Annotated in this window: 13 protein-coding genes and 3 pseudogenes; 2 read left to right on the plus strand and 14 right to left on the minus strand. The window is 68.8% G+C overall.

Features of this window, described 5'->3' with window-relative positions; translation table 11 throughout:
* Nucleotides 1–2: 2 nt before the first annotated feature.
* From L2X99_RS06795 to L2X99_RS06810, 4 genes are read right to left on the minus strand one after another with little or no spacing between them, the layout of a single operon-like run.
* Nucleotides 3–944 carry an ROK family protein gene (locus tag L2X99_RS06795; protein WP_236126888.1) on the minus strand — a complete coding sequence of 314 codons (942 nt, stop codon included), beginning with the start codon at nucleotides 942–944 and terminating at the stop codon, nucleotides 3–5.
* A gap of 10 nt (nucleotides 945–954) precedes the next feature.
* Nucleotides 955–1,878 (minus strand): carbohydrate ABC transporter permease, encoded by a 924-nt coding sequence (locus L2X99_RS06800; RefSeq protein ID WP_236124470.1) that lies wholly within the window; start codon nucleotides 1,876–1,878, stop codon nucleotides 955–957.
* Nucleotides 1,868–2,779 carry a carbohydrate ABC transporter permease gene (locus L2X99_RS06805; RefSeq protein ID WP_236124469.1) on the minus strand — a complete coding sequence of 304 codons (912 nt, stop codon included), beginning with the start codon at nucleotides 2,777–2,779 and terminating at the stop codon, nucleotides 1,868–1,870. The genes L2X99_RS06800 and L2X99_RS06805 overlap by 11 nt, the downstream gene beginning before the upstream one ends.
* Before the next feature lie 34 nt (nucleotides 2,780–2,813).
* A complete protein-coding gene (locus L2X99_RS06810; protein ID WP_236124468.1) occupies nucleotides 2,814–4,073 on the minus strand; it encodes an ABC transporter substrate-binding protein in 1,260 nt (419 codons plus the stop codon).
* A 160-nt stretch (nucleotides 4,074–4,233) separates the two neighbouring features.
* Between L2X99_RS06810 and L2X99_RS06815 the strand changes: the two genes are divergently transcribed.
* Nucleotides 4,234–5,364, plus strand: a complete 1,131-nt coding sequence (locus tag L2X99_RS06815; RefSeq protein WP_236135789.1) for an ROK family transcriptional regulator — start codon at nucleotides 4,234–4,236, stop codon at nucleotides 5,362–5,364.
* 2 nt (nucleotides 5,365–5,366) lie between these two features.
* Here L2X99_RS06815 and L2X99_RS06820 read toward each other — a convergent pair whose 3' ends face one another.
* The 8 genes and pseudogenes from L2X99_RS06820 to L2X99_RS06855 all read right to left on the minus strand — a co-directional run bounded on the left by L2X99_RS06820 (nucleotide 5,367) and on the right by L2X99_RS06855 (nucleotide 15,498).
* A complete protein-coding gene (locus tag L2X99_RS06820; RefSeq protein WP_442923502.1) occupies nucleotides 5,367–6,641 on the minus strand; it encodes an alpha-L-fucosidase in 1,275 nt (424 codons plus the stop codon).
* Between the two features lie 88 nt (nucleotides 6,642–6,729).
* Nucleotides 6,730–7,800 carry a ketol-acid reductoisomerase gene (gene ilvC / locus L2X99_RS06825; RefSeq protein ID WP_268928572.1) on the minus strand — a complete coding sequence of 357 codons (1,071 nt, stop codon included), beginning with the start codon at nucleotides 7,798–7,800 and terminating at the stop codon, nucleotides 6,730–6,732.
* A 35-nt stretch (nucleotides 7,801–7,835) separates the two neighbouring features.
* Nucleotides 7,836–8,345 carry an acetolactate synthase small subunit gene (gene ilvN / locus L2X99_RS06830; RefSeq protein ID WP_157311940.1) on the minus strand — a complete coding sequence of 170 codons (510 nt, stop codon included), beginning with the start codon at nucleotides 8,343–8,345 and terminating at the stop codon, nucleotides 7,836–7,838.
* A gap of 2 nt (nucleotides 8,346–8,347) precedes the next feature.
* Nucleotides 8,348–10,151, minus strand: a pseudogene (locus L2X99_RS06835) (acetolactate synthase large subunit).
* Between the two features lie 62 nt (nucleotides 10,152–10,213).
* Complete coding sequence (gene ilvD, locus L2X99_RS06840; RefSeq protein WP_236124465.1) at nucleotides 10,214–11,947, minus strand: dihydroxy-acid dehydratase; 1,734 nt, start codon at nucleotides 11,945–11,947, stop codon at nucleotides 10,214–10,216.
* Between the two features lie 134 nt (nucleotides 11,948–12,081).
* Nucleotides 12,082–12,753: pseudogene (gene otsB, locus L2X99_RS06845) on the minus strand (trehalose-phosphatase); the annotation flags it as partial.
* A gap of 47 nt (nucleotides 12,754–12,800) precedes the next feature.
* A pseudogene (locus L2X99_RS06850) lies at nucleotides 12,801–14,215 on the minus strand (alpha,alpha-trehalose-phosphate synthase (UDP-forming)).
* 53 nt (nucleotides 14,216–14,268) lie between these two features.
* Nucleotides 14,269–15,498 carry an MFS transporter gene (locus L2X99_RS06855; protein ID WP_236124464.1) on the minus strand — a complete coding sequence of 410 codons (1,230 nt, stop codon included), beginning with the start codon at nucleotides 15,496–15,498 and terminating at the stop codon, nucleotides 14,269–14,271.
* A gap of 148 nt (nucleotides 15,499–15,646) precedes the next feature.
* Here L2X99_RS06855 and L2X99_RS06860 point away from each other — a divergent pair, with 148 nt between their 5' ends.
* Complete coding sequence (locus L2X99_RS06860) at nucleotides 15,647–15,931, plus strand: hypothetical protein (RefSeq protein ID WP_236124463.1); 285 nt, start codon at nucleotides 15,647–15,649, stop codon at nucleotides 15,929–15,931.
* A 7-nt stretch (nucleotides 15,932–15,938) separates the two neighbouring features.
* Here L2X99_RS06860 and L2X99_RS06865 read toward each other — a convergent pair whose 3' ends face one another.
* A complete protein-coding gene (locus tag L2X99_RS06865; protein ID WP_236135791.1) occupies nucleotides 15,939–17,117 on the minus strand; it encodes an acetyl-CoA C-acetyltransferase in 1,179 nt (392 codons plus the stop codon).
* On the minus strand, nucleotides 17,114–17,785 hold the full coding sequence (locus tag L2X99_RS06870) for a CoA transferase subunit B (RefSeq protein ID WP_236124462.1): 672 nt from the start codon (nucleotides 17,783–17,785) through the stop codon (nucleotides 17,114–17,116). Before L2X99_RS06870 ends, L2X99_RS06865 begins: the two co-directional genes overlap by 4 nt.

The following is a 17,785-nucleotide window of genomic DNA, read 5'->3' on the forward strand; positions in this document are numbered from 1 at the left end:
TTTCAGTATGCGACGACGGCGCGTGCGCGCCGTGCGGACTCGATCGCGCCGAGGGCGACGGCATCGCCGCCCTTCTCCGCGGGGATCACGCGCAGCGGGATCCCGGTGATGGGGGCATCCGTGCGCAGCGCCTCGTCGACGGCGGGCGCGAGCAGATCCCAGGCGTGGGCGACTCCGCCGCCGACGATCGCGAGCGGGATGTCGAGCAGCGTCGCCGCGCTCGCGCAGGCGAGCGCCAGTGCACGGCCCGCGTCGCGGAAGACGGCGATCGCGTCGGCGTCGCCCGCCCTGGCGCGCTCCGCGACGCCGGAGGAGTTCAGCACGTCGCCGGTGCGCTCGCCGTATCGCGCCCCGATCGAGGTCCCGGATGCCAGGGTCTCCAGGTGGCCGGTCTGGCCGCACGTGCAGCGCAGGTCGCTGTACCCGGGAGTGTGCCCGATCTCGCCGGCCGCGCCGTGCGGGCCGTGTCTGAGATCGCCGTCGACGATGAGCGCACCGCCGACGCCCGTGCCCAGCATCACACCGAGCACATCCCGGTCGGCGCGTCCCGCCGCCTCGCCGAGCAGGAACGCATTGACGTCGTTCTCGATCCGAACCGGCACGCCCAGGCGGTCGGACAGCTCGTCGCCGAGAGGGAAGCCCACCCAGTCGACGAACATCTCGGATGCCGCCCGGATCGTGCCCGTCGCGTGATCGACGACGCCGGCGGCACCCACGCCGGCGGCACGCAGCGAGACCCCGGCCTCGGCGGCGAGCCCGGTCACGAGAGCCGCTGCGGCATCCGCCATCGCCGCACCGCCCTCCCGCGCCGGTGCCGGGGCGCTCCCCCGGGCCAGCACGGTGCCCCGCTCGTCGACGATGAGCGCGGCGATCTTGGTGCCGCCGATGTCGATGCCCGCGTCGGCGGGCACTCCTGAGGGCACAGCGGTGCCCCGGTCCTGCATCGTCTTCACGTCAGCGACCGCCCAGACCCGCCATCGCGATGCCCTTCACCAGGTGCTTCTGCAGCGCGATCACGAGGATCGTGGTCGGGATCATCGAGATGATCGACGCCGCCATCTGCAGGTCCCAGCGCGTTCCGGTCAGCCCGGAGAAGCTCGCGAGGCCCACGGGGAGCGTGCCATGCGCGTTGTAGTCGACGGTCACGATCAGCGGCCACAGGTAGCTGTTCCAGAACGACAGGAACGTGAACACCGCGAGGACGGCGACCGCGGAGGTCGACAGCGGCAGGATGATGCGCAGGAACGTGCGCACCGCACCGGCGCCGTCGACACGAGCCGCCTCCTCGAGCTCGTACGGGATGCCGCGGAAGAACTGGCGCATGAGGAACGTGCCGAAGGCGGTGAAGGCGAACGGGAAGATCAGCGCCTGGAAGGTGTCCACCCAGTCGAACCACTGCATGACCTGGAACATCGGGATGACGAGCACCTCCGCCGGCACCATCAGCGTGGCCAGGAACAGCACGAACACGGCGTCCCTGCCCTTCCAGCGCAGGCGGCCGAAGGCGTAGCCGGCGGTCGTCGAGACGATGAGCACCACGAGCGTGCCGGCGACCGCGACGAACAGGGAGTTGAAGATGTAGGTCCAGAACGGACCGTACTCGAAGACCTCGGCGAAGTTCGACCAGCGCACCTCCGAGCCGATCAGGCGCGGTGGCATGGCGAACATCTCGCCGTTCGGCTTGAGTGCCGAGAAGAAGGCGTAGATCAGCGGCAGCAGGAAGATGCCCGCGGCGATGTAGACCGCGACGTGCTGGAAGACCAGGCGCACGCGCCCTGCGGCGTTCTGCGGCGCGCGCCCGCGCGTGCGCTCGACCTCGACATCCCCGGCGTCCTCCGGGTCGCTCAGGACGAGGGGTTCCCTGATGTCAGTGCTCATAGTGCACCCACTTCTTCTGCGCGCCGAACTGCAGCGCGGTGATGATGATGATGAGTGCGAACAGGATCCACGCGCCGGCCGCGGCCAGACCCAGGTCCTGGAACTTGAAGCCCTGGTTGTAGATCCACATCACCAGCGGAAGCGTGGCGTTGCCCGGCCCGCCGCCGGTGAGCATCTGCGGCTGCACGAAGACCTGCAGCGAGGTGATCATCGTCATGATCGTGGCGAAGAAGATCGCCGGCGAGATCATCGGGATCATCACGCTCCAGGTGAGACGGAATCCCCTCGCACCGTCGATCACCGCAGCCTCCATCACGCTCTCGGGAAGCTGTTCGAGAGCTGCGGAGAAGATCAGCATGTTGTAGCCGATGCCCTGCCACACGCTCATCACGACGACCATGATCATCGCCCAGTTCTTGTCGGCGAGGAAGTTCGGGAGCTCCACACCGAACCAGGTCTGCGCGAGACCGTTGAACAGGCCCTGCGGCTGCAGCAGCATCTTCCACACCAGCACGTTCGCCACCATGGGTGTGACGACGGGGATGAAGAACAGCACGCGCAGTGCGCCGCGGCCGCGGATCCGCGGTCCGAGCGCGAGCGCCAGCAGCAGCGAGAGCGCGATGCTTGCCGGGACGTACAGGACGGTGAACACCAGAGTGTTCCCCAGCGCCGGCAGGAAGTTCGGGTCCTGGAAGAGCCTGGCGTAGTTGGCGCCGCCGTTGAAGGTGCGCTCGCCGAACGTCGGCCAGTCGAAGAAGCTCATCACGATGGACAAGACGACCGGCACGATCGTGAACAGGGCGAGGCCCACCAGGGCCGGGCTTGCGAAGCCCAGCGCCTGGCGCGCCTCGACCTTGGCGAGAGCACCGCGACGACGCCGAGGAGCGATCGTGGTGGTCATCTCGGTGTGTATCCCTTGCTGATTCGGTGGTGGGTCAGTTGCCGAACTGCTGCTGAGCGGACTCGAGCACGTTCTTCATCGACTCCTGGCCGTTGTACACGCTGACGAGCTGCGGCTGCACGAAGGTGCCGACCTTGGCCCAGTCGTCGGAGACGTACTGGCCCTGCACGTTCTCGAACGCGGCGTCGAAGACGGCCTTGACCTGGTCGCGGTACGACTCGTCGAGCGACTCGAAGTACAGCGGCTGGCTCTCGGCGCGCGCCGGGTAGCTACGGCCGGACGAGGCGATGTAGTCCTGCGCGTCCTTGCTGAGCAGCGAGCCCAGCACCTTCAGCGCGTCCTCCTTGTTCTCGCAGCTCTTGGCGATGCCGAAGCCCGAACCCAGCACGAGGCTGAGGTCGCCCTTGTCACCGGCGGGCAGCGGCGCGAGGCCGGCCGTGAAGCCGGCGTCGTTCTTCAGATAGCCGACCGCGTTCCAGGTGCCGTCGACCGCCATGGCGGCGTTCTCGCCGGTGAACTGGTTCTCGCCCCAGCCCGTGTCGGAGGCGGATGCCACCGGGGCGGCCACCTTCTGGTCGGTGACGAGGCCCGCGTACCACTCGGACGCCTTCAGGAAGCCGGGGTCGGTCAGCTGCAGAGTGCCGTCCTCGGAGACGGGCTGGGTGCCGGACTTCGCGATCGGGAGTGCCTGCCACTGGAAGTCGCCCATCCCGATTCCGAATCCGTACTTGCCTCCGGTGGTCGCCTTCTTCGCGATCGCCTCGAAGTCGTCGAACGTCCAGCCCGTCTTCGGCAGGTCGGCGCCGGCGGCGTTCAGCATGTCCTCGTTGTAGTAGGCGACCATCGTCGACACGTCGAACGGAAGGCCGTACAGGTCGCCCTTGTTCTTCAGGATCTCGGTCGCACCGGACGCGAAGTCGCTCTCGGAGAGGCCGGCGGTCTTGAGGTCCGCATCGGTGAGCTTCACGAATCCGTCGGTGTAGCTGGCGAGCATGCCCGAGTTCATCCCCGTGACACAGGCCATGTTGCCCGACGCCATGTTCGTCGTGAGCTTGGTGAAGAAGTCTCCCCAGGGAGCGGTCCGCAGCTCGATCTTGAGGTCGGGATTCTGCTTCTTCGCGACATCGATCTGCGCCTTCAGCGCGGCCGTGTCGTCCTCGCTGCCCGCCCACATGTCGACGACGATGGTGTCGCCGTCGGCGTCGCCACCGGTGCTCGGGCCGTTCGAGCAGCCGGTCATCGCCACCGCGACGCCGGCGACCGCGATGACGGCCCCCATGCGCTTCATCTTCATTGATTGCCTCCTTGCAGGCGGTTATTTCGATGCTCGAACTAACCTGGTAACGTTGTGAACGAAGTTACGGTTTCATATTTCGCGCACTGATGCAAGATGAACATCCGATGTCTCGGGAGTTCATCGCCTCAGCGCCGGCGCCCCACCCCGGGAGACACACATGCTCAGCCCAGACGACGCCTCCACTCGCCGCATCATCGAGCTCATCGCCAGCGGCGCCGCGCGCTCCCGGAGCGAGCTGGCCGCCGAACTCGGCGTCGCGCCCTCGACGGTGGGGATGCGCGTGCAGGCTCTGCTCGATGCGGGGCTCCTGCGCGAAGCAGGAGACGGAACCTCGCGCGGCGGCCGACGCCCGCGGGTGCTGCAGCTCGCGGAGGCCGGCACGATCCTCACCGCCGACCTCGGGGGCGGGCACGCGCGCATCGGGCGGCACACTCTCGGCGGCGCTCTCGATCAGGTCGAGACCATAGCCATCGATCTCAGGGAGGGTCCTGAGGCGACTCTCGAGCGCATCAGCACCGTGTTCGATCGCCTCGGCGAGAACGCCTCGGTCAGAGCCATCGGCGTCGGGCTGCCAGGTCCCGTGGACATCGCGACGGGTTCGGTCGATCAGCCCTCTCGCATGCCGGGCTGGCCGGGCTTCCACGTCGGCGACCACCTGCGCACCCGGCACGACGTTCCCACCGCCGTAGACAACGACGCGAACCTGGCCGCCCTCGGCGAGCACACCGCGCAGTTCGGGACGGAGAAGCACAGCATCACCGTCAAGGCGGGCACGGCGATCGGCAGCGGCATCATCGTCGGGGGTCGCGTGCATCGCGGGGCGACGGGGGCCGCGGGCGACATCACGCACACCCGGATCGACGGCAGCGGTGACATCCCCTGCTCCTGCGGCAACACCGGATGCCTGGAGACCGTCGCCAGCGGTGCGAGTCTGGTGCGGCAGATGAACGAGCGCGGCTACGGCTCCGTGCAGACCACCGAGGACGTGCTCGCCCTCGCGAGGGACGCCCACCCCGATGCGACCACGCTCGTGCGCACCGCGGGCACGCACCTCGGACAGGCGCTGTCCGGTGTCGTGAACTTCTTCAACCCGCATGCCGTCTTCCTGACCGGCAGCATGAGCGCCTCGGAGCCGTTCCTCGCCGCGGTGCGCAGCCGCGTCTACGAGGCGTGCCACCCCCTCGTCACACAGACGCTCCGCATCGAGGCTGCCCGCACAGGGGCCGACGCGATCCTGCAGGGAGCGGCACGGCTGGCGATGGACGGCCTGGAGCTGCCGGTCGCCTGATCTCAGTCCGCGAGCGTCAGCTCGATCACCGGGATCAGCACGTCGGGGCGCTGAACCGGCAGGTGGACGGTCAGCGTGTCCGCTGCCTCGCCCGCGGGCGTCATGTGCGAGGCTCGCCGCGCCGGATCGCTGACAGAGGTCCTCAGCCACGAGCCGTCGTTCAGCAGGCGCGCGAAGGTCACTCTTCCTGCCAGCCCCGGGAGATGCACGAACCCCAACGGCCAGGAGAACAGGTGCAGGTAGAGACGGCCTCCACGACGGGTGTAGACGCCCTCGCGCGGCGGGACGAAGTCGGCGTGGCCTGCTCCGACGATCGCGTCGCGGTGCAGACGCATCCACTCACCGATCTCGCCGAGCGTCGCCTCGTCGCGCGGAGCGATCGCCCCGCGCCCGTCCGGGCCGACGTTGAGCAGCATGTTGCCGTCCATCGACACGGAGTCCGCGAGCATCTGCGTGAGCAGGGTCGCCGACTTCTGATCGTGGTTGTCACGGTGATACCCCCACGAGCCGTTCAGCGTCTGGCACGCCTCCCACACCTGCGCCACGCCCTCGGAGTCGACCAGCGGCGACGTCGGCTGATACTGCTCGGGGGTGACGAAGTCCGCGGGAATGCCGAGACGGTCGTTGACGAGCATCTCGGGCTGCAGCTCGCGGCACATCGCCAGCAGCGTCTCGGAGTCCCAGTCCTCCGGCCCCTTCCCGGCCCAGCCGTCCCGGACCTCGGGATACGTGAAGTCGAAGAACAGGTAGTCGATGGCACCGTAGCGGGTGAGCAGCTCCCGCACCTGCGCGTGCAGGTGGGACCGGTAGCGCGCCATGTCGCGACCCTCGTTCAGTGCGGCGGCATCGGCATCGTCACGGCGCGGGTGGTTCCAGTCCACGGTGAAGTCGGGGTGGTGCCAGTCGATCAGCGAGTGGTAGAGCCCGACGCGCAGTCCCTCGGCGCGCACCGCGTCGACGAATTCGCGCACGATGTCGCGGCCGCATGAGGTGATCGACGAGAAGCCGGTCACGTCGGTGTCCCACAGGCAGTAGCCGTCGTGGTGCTTGGTGGTCAGCACCACGTAGCCCATTCCGGTCTCCTTGGCGCGCCGCGCCAGTGCTCGGGCATCGAAGAGGTCGGGGTCGAAGTGCTCGGTGTACGGCCGGTACTCCTCGTCGCTCAGCCGCTCGTAGCTCTGCACCCACTCATGCCGCGCCGCCACGCTGTACGCACCGAAGTGCACGAACATCCCGAACCGGGCCTCATCGAACCATCGCTGCCGCATGCCTCCCATCCTGGCACAGACATCGGATGTCTGGAGACGAAGAAGCGGGTGCCACCCGAGGGTGGCACCCGCTTCCGTCGATCAGCGGATCCGAGGATCAGCGCGCAGCGCTGCCTTCCACGTAGTCCTCGTCCGACTGCTTCCAGGCGAACAGAGCACGCAGCTCCTTGCCGGTCGCCTCGATCGGGTGGCCCTGCTCCTTCTCACGGAGGGCGAGGAACTCGGTGGCGCCGTTGTCCTGGTCCTCGATGAAGCGCTTCGCGAAGGCGCCGGACTGGATGTCGGCGAGCACCTCGCCCATGCGGGCCTTCACGCCGGCGTCGATGACGCGAGGGCCGGAGACGTAGTCACCGAACTCGGCGGTGTCGGAGATCGACCAGCGCTGCTTGGCGATGCCGCCCTCCCACATCAGGTCGACGATCAGCTTCAGCTCGTGCAGCACCTCGAAGTAGGCGATCTGCGGCTGGTAGCCCGCCTCGGTGAGGGTCTCGAAGCCGGCCTGCACCAGGTGGCTCATGCCACCGCACAGCACGGCCTGCTCGCCGAACAGGTCGGTCTCGGTCTCCTCGGTGAAGGTGGTCTTGATGACACCCGCGCGGGTGCCGCCGATCGCCTTGGCGTACGACAGGGCGACGTCCCAGGCCTGGCCGGACGCGTCGCGCTCGACCGCGATGATGTCGGGGATACCGCGGCCGGCGACGAACTCGCGGCGCACGGTGTGGCCGGGAGCCTTCGGGGCGATGAGGATGACGTCGACACCCTCGGGGGCGTCGATGTAGCCGAAGCGGATGTTGAAGCCGTGCGCGAACGCCAGGGTCTTGCCCGCGGTCAGCTTGTCCTTGATCGAGTCGGCGTAGATACCGCGCTGGTGCTGGTCCGGCGCGAGGATCATGATGAGGTCGGCCCACTCGGCGGCATCCGCCACGGACTTGACCGGGAAGCCGGCCTCCTCAGCCTTGGCGATCGACTTCGAGCCCTCCTTGAGGGCGATGGCGACCTCGACGCCCGAGTCGCGCAGGTTCATCGCGTGCGCGTGGCCCTGCGAACCGTAGCCGACGATCGCGACCTTCTTGCTCTGGATGATCGACAGGTCCGCGTCAGCGTCGTAGAAGATCTCGGTGCTCACTTGTGTTTCTCCTTGATAGTGGTTTGTCGGGCCCTTCGGCAGGCTCAGGGACCCAGAAGTTCAGTCGTGCGAAGGGATCAGCCGCGCAGCACGCGTTCGGTGATGCTCTTGCCGCCGCGGCCGATGGCGACGAGGCCGGACTGCGCCAGCTCCTTCACGCCGAACGGCTCGAGCGCGCGCAGCAGCGCCTCGACCTTGCCCTTGTCGCCGGTGACCTCGATCACCAGGGCGTCGGGGGCGTAGTCGACGACGGAGGCACGGAACAGGTTCACGACCTCGAGCACGTTCGAGCGGGTGTTGTTGTCGGTGCGCACCTTGATCAGCATGTGGTGGCGCTGCACCGAGGCCGACTGCTCGAGCTCGACGATCTTGATCACGTTGATCAGTTTGTTCAACTGCTTGGTGACCTGCTCCAGGGGCAGATCCTCGACGTCCACCACGACGGTGATGCGCGAGACGCCGGGCACCTCGGTCACCCCCACCGCGAGGGACTCGATGTTGAAGCCGCGGCGGGCGAACAGCCCCGCGACACGGGTCAGCAGACCCGGGCGGTCCTCGACGAGCAGGCTCAGCACGTGCTTCGACATGGTCAGTCCTCCTCGTCGAACGCCGGCGCGTGGTCGCGCGCGTACTGGACGTAGCTGTTGCTGACGCCCTGCGGCACCATCGGCCACACCATCGCGTCGGCGCTCACCACGAAGTCGATCACCACGGGGCGGTCGTTCGTCTCGAGGGCCGTCCGGATCGCGGCATCCACGTCCTCCTCCTTCTCCACCCGCAGTGCGAGGCAGCCGTATGCCTCGGCGAGCTTGACGAAGTCAGGGATGCGGGCGGTGCCGTGCCCGGTGTTCAGGTCGGTGTTCGAGTGGCGGCCGTCGTAGAACAGCGTCTGCCACTGCCGCACCATTCCGAGCGACGAGTTGTTGATGATCGCGACCTTGATCGGGATGTTGTTGATGACGCAGGTCGCGAGCTCCTGATTGGTCATCTGGAAGCATCCGTCGCCGTCGATCGACCACACCACACGGTCGGGCTCGGCGACCTTCGCGCCCATCGCCGCCGGGACCGAGTAGCCCATGGTGCCGGCGCCGCCGGAGTTCAGCCACGAGTTCGGCCGCTCGTACTTGATGAACTGCGCCGCCCACATCTGGTGCTGGCCCACGCCCGCGGCGTAGATCGCCTCTGGGCCGGTCAGTTCACCGATCCGCTGGATCACGTACTGCGGCGACATCAGGCCGTCCTCGGGCTGCGCGTAGCCGAGCGGGAACTCGGTACGCAGCCCGTCGAGGTACGACCACCACTCCTCGATGTCGGGCTTCGCGCCCGAGGTGATCCCGCGGTACGCGGTGTCGAGGTCGACCAGCACGTCGCGCAGGTCGCCGACGATCGGCACGTCCGGCGGTGCGGATCTTCGAGATCTCGGCAGGGTCGATGTCGACGTGGACCACCTTCGCGTTCGGAGCGAACAGCGAGGCCTTGCCGGTCACCCGGTCGTCGAACCGAGCACCCAGCGAGACGATCAGGTCGGACTCCTGCAGCGCCAGCACCGCCGGGACGGTGCCGTGCATGCCGGGCATGCCGAGATGCTGAGAGTGCGAATCAGGGAACGCGCCGCGCGCCATCAGCGTGGTCACGACCGGAGCCCCGGTCGACTCGGCCAGCGCGTGCAGCTCGCGCGACGCCTTGCCGCGGATCACGCCGCCGCCGACGTACAGCACCGGCTTCTTCGACTCGGCCAGCAGCGCGGCCGCGGCCTGGATCTGCTTGCCGTGCGCCTTGGTCACCGGTCGGTAGCCCGGCAGGTCGACCTTGGGCGGCCACACGAACGGCGCGACCTGCTGCTGCGCGTCCTTGGTGATGTCGACCAGCACCGGGCCGGGTCGACCGGTCGAGGCGATCTCGAACGCCGCGGCGATGGCGCCGGGGATCTCGGACGCGTCCTTCACCAGGAAGGAGTGCTTGGTCACGGGCATGGTGATGCCGACGATGTCGGCCTCCTGGAACGCGTCGGTGCCCATCAGCGTGGAGAACACCTGACCGGTGATCGCGACGATCGGGATCGAGTCCATGTAGGCGTCCGCGATCGCGGTGACGAGGTTGGTCGCGCCGGGACCGGAGGTCGCGATGGTCACGCCCACCTTGCCGGATGCCGTGGCGTAGCCCTCGGCCGCGTGGCCACCGCCCTGCTCGTGCCTGACGAGCACATGGCGCAGCCCCGAGGCATCCATCAGCGGGTCGTAGACGGGCATGATCGCACCGCCGGGAATGCCGAAGACGTCGGTGACGCCGAGCTTCTCGAGGGAGCGGACGACCGCCTCGGCCCCGGAGATCTCCGGGGCTGCGGCAGGACGGGCGGGAGGCCGGGGCACGGCCGGGGCGGAATCAGCAGTCATGTGTCATTCCTTGATGGTCGATCTGCACTCTGACGGGTTGGGTCCCTGAGCATGTCGAAGGATCAACCGGTCGTGGCTCCTTCTGCAGCGGAGCGCACGAGTCGGGAGTACTTGGCAAGAACGCCTCGGGTGTAGCGCGGAGGAAGCGGCTCCCAGCCGTCGCGGCGGGAGCTCAGCTCGGCCTCATCGACGAGTAGGTCGAGAGTACGAGCCGCGATATCGACCCGAATAAGATCACCATCGCGCACGAAGGCGATGGGACCTGCGTCCACCGCTTCGGGTGCTATGTGGCCGATGCACAGGCCGGTTGTGCCGCCTGAGAATCGTCCGTCCGTCAAGAGTAGTACATCTTTTCCGAGCCCCGCGCCCTTGATGGCCGCGGTGATCGCGAGCATCTCGCGCATGCCGGGGCCGCCCTTGGGCCCCTCGTAACGGATGACGATCACCGTGCCCGGCTCGATCGAGCCCTCCGCGACGGCGTCCATCGCCGCCCGCTCCCGCTCGAAGACCCGTGCCTTGCCCTCGAACACGGCCGCGTCGAAGCCCGCGGTCTTCACGACGGCCCCCTCCGGGGCGAGGGTGCCGTGCAGGATGGTCAGTCCGCCGGTGGCGTGGATCGGGTTGTCGAAGGTGTGGATGACCTCGCCGTCGATCGGCAGCGGGTCGAGCTCGGCGAGGTTCTCGGCGAGGGTCTTGCCGGTGACGGTGAGCGCATCTCCGTGCAGCAGGCCCTCGTCGAGCATCGCCTTCATGATCACCGGGATGCCGCCGTGCCGGTCGACGTCGTTCATGACGTATTTGCCGAACGGCTTCATGTCGGCGACGTGGGGCACCCTGTCGCCGATCCGGTTGAAGTCGTGCAGGCTGAGGTCGACCTCGGCCTCGCGGGCGATCGCGAGCAGGTGCAGCACGACGTTGGTCGAGCCGCCGAGGGCCATCGCCAGGGCGATCGCGTTCTCGAACGCCTCCTTGGTGAGGATGTCGCGGGTGGTGATCCCCTGGCGCAGCAGGTTCACCACCGCCTCGCCGGAGCGGTGCGCGAAGTAGTCACGCCGGCGATCGGCCGACGGCGGGGCCGCGGAGCCCGGCAGGCTCAGTCCGAGCGCCTCGGCGACGGACGCCATCGTGTTGGCGGTGTACATGCCGCCGCAGGCACCCTCGCCCGGTGCGATCGCGCACTCGATGCGCTTGAGGTCCTCCTCGCTCATCAGACCGGCACGGCAGGCCCCGACCGCCTCGAACGAGTCGATGATCGTGACGTCCTTCTCGGTGCCGTCGGAGAGTTTGACCCAGCCGGGCGCGATCGAGCCGGCGTACAGGAAGACGCTGGACAGATCGAGTCGGGCGCTGGCCATGAGCATGCCGGGGATCGACTTGTCGCAGCCGGCCAGCAGCACGGTGCCGTCGAGGCGCTCGGCCATGATGACCGTCTCGACGGAGTCGGCGATGACCTCGCGGGACACCAGCGAGAAGTGCATGCCCTCGTGGCCCATCGAGATGCCGTCCGAGACGGATATGGTGCCGAACTGCAGCGGATAGCCGCCGCCGGAGTGCACACCTTCCTTCGCCCCCTGCGCGAGGCGATCGAGGCTGAGGTTGCAGGGGGTGATCTCGTTCCAGCTGGACGCGATGCCGATCTGCGGCTTGTCCCAGTCCTCGTCGCCCATGCCGACCGCGCGGAGCATGCCGCGGGACGTGGTGGCCTCGATGCCGTCGGTGACGACGCGGCTGCGGGGCTTGATGTCGATCTCGGGAGAGGCGCCGGGCGCGCCGGAGGATGCTTCGTGGGAGGACATGACGGAAGTCTATTCCCGACCGGCGCCCCGCTCGTCCGCGATGACGTCGAGGAGCGCGGCGATCTGTTGTGGGTTCTCCACACGCAGCTCCGCTGCGCTCTCCCCGATCCGACCCGCACACCGAGGTCGCCGTCGCGCAGGGAGCGAAGCGCGTCCTCGTCGGTGATGTCGTCGCCGGCGAAGACGACCGCGGTGGCGTCGAAGCGCTCGCGCAGGGCCGCGATGGCGGCATCCTTGCCTTCCTGCCGGGACGAGAACTCGAGGATGCGGCTGCCCGTCCGACGCCGCCAGTGCGAGGCGCGGCGCGCCATCAACTCGTCGACGACGGCGAAGGCCTGTGCCTCCACCTCGGGTTCCGCGGCGCGACCATGGATGCCGAGACCGTAGGTCTTGCGCTCCAGCTCGACGCCGGGATAGGGCGTGAGAAGCTGCTCGACGTCGTCCCAGAGCTGTTCCCGCAGTGCGCGCTCCTCGGGCGGGTCGGCCGGCTCGGTCTCCCCCGTCCCGGGCATCCACTCCTGCGCGCCGTGCGATCCGGCGAGGGCGACCGGCGAGTCGTCGTCATGCTCGGCGATGATCCGGAGATGGTCGAGGCTGCGACCGGAGACCAGGGCCACCAACGTGTCCGGCAGGGCGGCGAGGCGCTGCACCGCGGCGGCCGCCTCGGGCACGGCGCGGGCGCTCATCGCGTCGACGACGAGCTCGGAGAGCGTCCCGTCGAAATCGAGAGCGACGAGCAGTCGCGGCGTGCGGGCGATCGCGCCGAGCGCGGCATCCGCCGATCCGGGAATCCAGGTTCGGGTCATCCCCTCACCCTCTCATCCCCGGCCGCGTATCGCACCACGGATGCCGGCTACGCGCGGCGCCGGGCGCGCGCCTCGTCGAGTGCGTCGAGGAACGAGGTGGACCAGGCATCCACGTCGTGCTCCAGGACGCGCTTGCGCAGCGAGCGCATCCGCCGGCCCTGTTCGGCGGGCGGCATCTCGATCGCCGTCATGATGGCCTCCTTGAGGCCCTCGATGTCGTGCGGGTTCACGCGCACGGCCTGCCGCAGCTCGTCGGCGGCGCCGGTGAACTCGCTGAGCACCAGCGCTCCCCTGTTGTCGAACCGGGTGGCGACGTACTCCTTGGCGACGAGGTTCATTCCGTCACGCAGCGCGGTGACGAGCATGACGTCGGCCGCGAGGTAGAGCGCGACCATCTCCTCGCGCGGATATCCCTGGTGCAGGTAGCGGATCGCCGTATGCCCCGTCGTGTCGTAGTCTCCGTTGATGCGCGCGACGGCGAGCTCGATCTCGTCGCGCAGCTGCATGTAGGCGTTGACGCGCTCCCTGCTGGGACTGGCGACCTGCACGAAGGTGACGTCCTCCACCGAGAGACGACCCTGATCGAGCAGCTCACCGTACGCCTTGACCCGGTGCCGGATGCCCTTGGTGTAATCCAGCCGGTCCACACCCAGCAGAATGCGCTTCGGATGCCCGAGCTCCGCGCGGATCTCTGCGGCTCTGGCCCGGATGTCGGGGCGCTGGGCGAGTTCGCGGTAGGGCGTGGTGTCGATGGAGATCGGGAACGCCTTCACCAGGGGCGTGTGACCGTCGGCCTTGTTGACCGTGGATGCCTTGACCTCGTGCCGCAGCCGACGACGCACGGCGGTGAGGAAGTTGGTGGCGTCCTGCGCGCGCTGGAAGCCGATCACATCGGCACCGAGCAGGCCGTGCAGCACCTGGTCGCGCCAGGGAAGCTGGGCGTACAGCCCGTGAGTCGGGAACGGGATGTGATGGAAGTATCCGATGGTGACGTCCGGCCGCAGCTCCCTGATCATCGCCGGCGCGAGCTGCAGCTGGTAGTCGTGCACCCAGATCGTCCCCCCTCGGCGCATGCGGCGGCTGCTGCCTCCGCGAACCGGCGGTTCACCCGCACGTAGGCGTCCCACCACTCACGGTGGTACTGCGGCGGCGCGATGACATCGTGGTAGAGCGGCCAGATCGTGTCGTTGGAGAACCCTTCGTAGTAGTCGGCGATCTCCTCACCGCTCAGCCTGACCGGGATCAGCCGGATGCCGTCCGCGATGAACGGCCGGATCTCCAGGTCGGGCTGGCCGGCCCAGCCCACCCAGGCACCGTCGACGCTGCGCATCATCGGCTCCAGGGCGGCGACCAGTCCGCCCGGCGACGTGCGCCAGCTCTCCTCGCCGTCGGGGGTGACGACCCTGTCCACGGGCAGCCGATTGGCCACCACCACGAACTCCGCCCGTTCGCTGCGCGACACGGATCCTCCCGTCCTGTCGCCGACGCCGGCGACCTCCCTTACAGGTCTACAGGTTATCGAGCGAGCCGGCGCGGCGAGTTCAGGATGTGGTTGGCGACACCGGCGCCCACCACGATCGCCGCCGCGACGATCGGCAGGAGCAGAGCCGCGGCCGTTCCGGCCTTCTCGGCCAGGCCGCCGGTGACCGCGGCGCCGAGGGACTGCCCCACGATGATCGATGATCCGAGCATCGTCATCACCGTCGCCGAGCGGCCGGCCGGCGTGTGTGCCGCGCCGAAGCTGTACTGCGTGACCAGGGTCGGACCGATGCCGATGCCCATGAGACCGAGCGCCAGGCTCATGCTCGGCACGTCGTCCACGAAGAACAGCAGCAGCGTGCCGGAGAACAGGATGCCGGAGAAGACCAGCCAGCGGCCTCGCAGGCTGAAGCCCTGCGGCAGGAAGGCGACGCCGAGAGCGAGGACGGCGGAGCCGACGCCCATCACACCGTAGAGCAGGCCGGCCTGCTCGGGGTGGCCGCGGTCCTCCATGAAGCTCGTCAGCGCCGTGAGCATCGTCCCGAAGAAGAGGCCGACGCCGAACATGCCCAGCACGACCACGAGCAGCCGCGCCCGGAACAGCTCGCGCGCGGGCGCGATCGAGACACCGTCGGCCCTGCGCGCGGCAGCGATGTGCGAGCCGCTCGGATGCAGTGCGAAGGCGCCGACGAACAGGATCGTCAGTGCGGCGCCGATCACCAGCGGAGCCCACGGCGCGATCATCGAGGCGAGCAGCCCCACCAGGAACGGCCCGAACACGAACACGGTCTCATCGGCGGCGGACTCGTAGGCCATCGTCGACCCGATCACCCTGGGCTGCCTCGAGCGGGGCATGTTCTCGGTGATCATCGTCACGAGGCGGGAGCGCGACATCGGTGCGACCTGCGGGGCGGTGGCACCGATTGCGAACGCCGCGATCAGCATGACCGCGTCGGGCGCCTCGCTGTACGCCGCAAGGGTGAAGAGCACGAGCGCCGCGGCGTTCGCCACGGCGATGATCAGCAGCACCGGGCGCTGTCCGAACCGGTCGGCCGCCGCCCCCAGCAGCGGGCCGATGCAGGCGGTGCCGAGTCCGACGGCGGCGGAGGTCAGGCCGCCCAGTGAGATGGAGCCGCGCACCGCGACGGCGAGGGTCAGCACACCGACGACCATCATGGCGAACGGCAGTCGCGCGATGAACGCGATGAGGAAGTACGGGATGCCTGCCAGGCGGATCAGGCTCGGTGACGACGTGGTCTGTGTCATGGCTCTCGCGCGCCGGATCGGCGCGGGGTCGGGTGCCGCCGCTATCCGTCGGGGTGCCGACGGCCGGAAGATACACAGCGGGCGGATGCGTGGCATCCGCCCGCCATTCTACCGGGCGCATACGATCCGAACCCGCTAGCGTGGATCCATGCGCTACCTGTTCAGCACCGGCCTGTTCGCCGCGATCACCGCAGGAATCTCGCTGCTGCGCGGCACCCGCGATGCGCCGATCACCTGGCGCGCGCTGCTCGCCTGGACGAGCTGGGCCATCACCCTCGCCTTCGCGATCGGCGCCTTCGTCGACATGCGCCGTGATGAGCGCGGAGTCGCCGTCGCGATCGACTCCCCGATCGCCCCTGTCCAGGCGAAGCGGGCCAAGAAGCAGGCGAAGCAGGTCGAGAAGGCCGAGAAGAAGACCTCCAAGGGTCGTTGAGCGGGACTCAGCGCGTGAGGATGAGCGCCTCGCCCTGACCGCCACCGCCGCACAGGCCGACCGCCGCCGTGCCGGAGCCGCGCCGGGCCAGTTCGTGGGCCATGTGCGCCACGAGCCGGTTGCCGCTGGCGCCGATCGGATGCCCGATCGCGATGCCGCCGCCGTGGATGTTGACGACCTCCTCGCCGAGGCCCAGTTCCTGCTGCGATCGGGCGACGACGGCGCCGAAGGCCTCGTTGATCTCGACGAGGTCGAGGTCGGCGGGTGTGATGCCCTGCTTCGCACATGCGCGCTCGATCGCCCGCGCGGGCTGTGCCTGCAGCGAGTTGTCCGGGCCGGCGGTCTGTCCGCTGGTGCCGACGACGGCGAGCACCGGCCATCCCTTGGCCTCGGCGTTCTCCCGGGTGGTGAGGATCACCGAGGATGCACCGTCGGAGATCTGAGAAGAGTTGCCGGCGGTGATCGTGCCTCCCTCGGCGAAGGCCGGACGCAGCTTCGCGAGAGTCTCCATCGAGGTCTCGGGGCGCACGCCCTCGTCGCGCGTGAGCACGATCGCATCGCCCTTGCGCTGCGGCACCTCGACGGCGACGATCTCGTCGTCGAAGACACCGGCCCCGGCCGCCGCGGCGGCACGCTGGTGGGAGAGCTCTGCGACCCGGTCCTGGGTCTCGCGGGTCTGCTCGTACCGCGGGTTGTGCCGCTCGGTGGACGCCCCCATGCTCTCCCTGTCGTAGACGTCCGTGAGGCCGTCGTGCGCCATGTGGTCGAGCACCTCGACGCTGCCGTACGTCCAGCCGTCGCGTGAGCCCATCAGCAGGTGCGGTGCGCGGGTCATCGACTCCATGCCCGCGGTGACGACGGTGGTGGCATCCCCGACGCGGATCATCCGCGCGGCGTCGATGATCGCGGTCAGGCCGGACAGGCAGACCTTGTTCACCGAGCTGGCCGGGACGTCCCATCCGATACCGGCGCCGATGGCGGCCTGGCGGGCCGGGTTCTGCCCCGAACCGGCGGGCAGCACCTGACCGACGATCACGGCGTCGACCTCGGAAGGATCGATGCCGCCCTGTGCCAGAGCGCCCTTGATGGCGAGCGAGCCCAGCTGCGGTGCGGTGAAGTCCGCCAGCTGCCCCTTGAGCCGCCCCTGCGGGGTGCGGGCCGCGGCGACGATGACGATGTCGCTCATGAGTTGTCCTCCAGTTCGTGCTCTTCGACCAGCGCAGGCGAGACGATCAGCTCGGGTTCGGTGGCCTCGATCACATCCGCCGCCGTGACACCGGGTGCGGTCTCGACCAGCACCAGCCCGGCGTCTGTCACGTCGATGACGGCGAGATCCGTGATGATCCGGTGCACCACACCGCGCCCGGTGAGGGGCAGCGAGCAGTCGTTCACGATCTTCGCGCTGCCATCCTTGGCGACGTGCTCCATCAGCACGATCACACGGCCCGCCCCGTGCACGAGGTCCATCGCGCCGCCGGGGCCCTTGACCATCTTGCCGGGGATCATCCAGTTGGCCAGGTCGCCGGCGGCCGACACCTGCATCGCGCCGAGGATCGCGGCGTCGATCTTGCCGCCGCGGATCATTCCGAAGCTCGTCGCGGAGTCGAAGTACGCCGCGCCCGGGAGCGTCGTGACCGTCTCCTTGCCGGCGTTGATGAGATCGGGGTCGACGCGCTCCTCTGTGGGATACGGACCGACGCCGAGGATGCCGTTCTCGGACTGCAGCACCACGGTGACGCCCTCGGGGACGTAATTGGGCACCAGGGTCGGCAGACCGATGCCGAGGTTGACGTACGCGCCGTCCTGCAGCTCCCGGGCGGCACGGGCGGCCATCTCGTTGCGGGTGAGCGCCAT

This window comes from Microbacterium sp. KUDC0406 (assembly GCF_021582875.1).
In the GTDB taxonomy this organism is placed as follows: Bacteria; Actinomycetota; Actinomycetes; order Actinomycetales; family Microbacteriaceae; genus Microbacterium.

Excerpts from the sequence above, each read along its gene's own strand:
- L2X99_RS06795 (WP_236126888.1), bottom strand. The coding sequence starts at position 944 with ATGCAGGACCGGGGCACCGCTGTGCCCTCAGGAGTGCCCGCCGACGCG.
- L2X99_RS06800 (WP_236124470.1), bottom strand. The coding sequence starts at position 1,878 with ATGAGCACTGACATCAGGGAACCCCTCGTCCTGAGCGACCCGGAGGAC.
- L2X99_RS06805 (WP_236124469.1), bottom strand. The coding sequence starts at position 2,779 with ATGACCACCACGATCGCTCCTCGGCGTCGTCGCGGTGCTCTCGCCAAG.
- L2X99_RS06810 (WP_236124468.1), bottom strand. The coding sequence starts at position 4,073 with ATGAAGATGAAGCGCATGGGGGCCGTCATCGCGGTCGCCGGCGTCGCG.
- L2X99_RS06815 (WP_236135789.1), top strand. The coding sequence starts at position 4,234 with ATGCTCAGCCCAGACGACGCCTCCACTCGCCGCATCATCGAGCTCATC.
- L2X99_RS06820 (WP_442923502.1), bottom strand. The coding sequence starts at position 6,641 with ATGGGAGGCATGCGGCAGCGATGGTTCGATGAGGCCCGGTTCGGGATG.
- ilvN (WP_157311940.1), bottom strand. The coding sequence starts at position 8,345 with ATGTCGAAGCACGTGCTGAGCCTGCTCGTCGAGGACCGCCCGGGTCTG.
- ilvD (WP_236124465.1), bottom strand. The coding sequence starts at position 11,947 with ATGTCCTCCCACGAAGCATCCTCCGGCGCGCCCGGCGCCTCTCCCGAG.
- L2X99_RS06855 (WP_236124464.1), bottom strand. The coding sequence starts at position 15,498 with ATGACACAGACCACGTCGTCACCGAGCCTGATCCGCCTGGCAGGCATC.
- L2X99_RS06860 (WP_236124463.1), top strand. The coding sequence starts at position 15,647 with ATGCGCTACCTGTTCAGCACCGGCCTGTTCGCCGCGATCACCGCAGGA.
- L2X99_RS06865 (WP_236135791.1), bottom strand. The coding sequence starts at position 17,117 with ATGAGCGACATCGTCATCGTCGCCGCGGCCCGCACCCCGCAGGGGCGG.
- L2X99_RS06870 (WP_236124462.1), bottom strand. The coding sequence starts at position 17,785 with ATGGCGCTCACCCGCAACGAGATGGCCGCCCGTGCCGCCCGGGAGCTG.